At 67.0% G+C, this 522-nt stretch carries 1 protein-coding gene; it reads left to right on the top strand.

All coding sequences use genetic code 11. The annotated features are described in order from the left end of the window. Nucleotides 1–25: 25 nt before the first annotated feature. The coding region (locus tag L6Q67_RS24440; RefSeq protein WP_296576401.1) for a glycosyltransferase at nt 26–522 on the top strand (497 nt) is incomplete at its 3' end.

Here is a 522-nt window from a genome sequence, read left to right as displayed (position 1 = left end):
CAAGCTATACCCGGTGTTGTTCCGGATGTTCCGTGAGCTGCGGCCGGCGATCGTCCACACCCGCAACATCGCCGCTCTCGAGATGCTGGTGCCGGCGTGGCTGGCTGGCGTGCCGGTGCGCATCCATGGCGAGCATGGCTGGGACCACAACGACCGGGAAGGCTCGAACAAGAAGTACCAGCTGGTCCGCCGGCTGTATTCAGTCTTCGTGTCCCGCTATGTGGCTCTGTCGCGCAAGATCGAATCGTACCTCCATGACAAGGTGCGCATCGGGGCAGGGCGGGTCCGCCGCATCTGCAACGGTGTCGATGCGCGTCGATTCTCACCTGGGACGGGGCGGGCGCCGCTTGCGGGGTCGCCCTTCAACGATCCCTCGTTGATCGTCTTTGGCGCCATCGGTCGTCTTCAGGCCGTGAAGGGCCACGCCGACCTGATTCGTGCCTTTGCGGCCCTCGTGCGCCGCGACGCCGATGCGGCGCGCGACGCCCGCCTGGCGATCGTCGGCGGTGGCGGGCTGCTGGC

This window comes from Zoogloea sp., from assembly GCF_023150065.1.
In the GTDB taxonomy this organism is placed as follows: Bacteria; Pseudomonadota; Gammaproteobacteria; order Burkholderiales; family Rhodocyclaceae; genus Zoogloea.
Note: the sequence above shows the minus strand (reverse complement) of the source record. Positions and strands in the feature narration are given on the sequence as shown.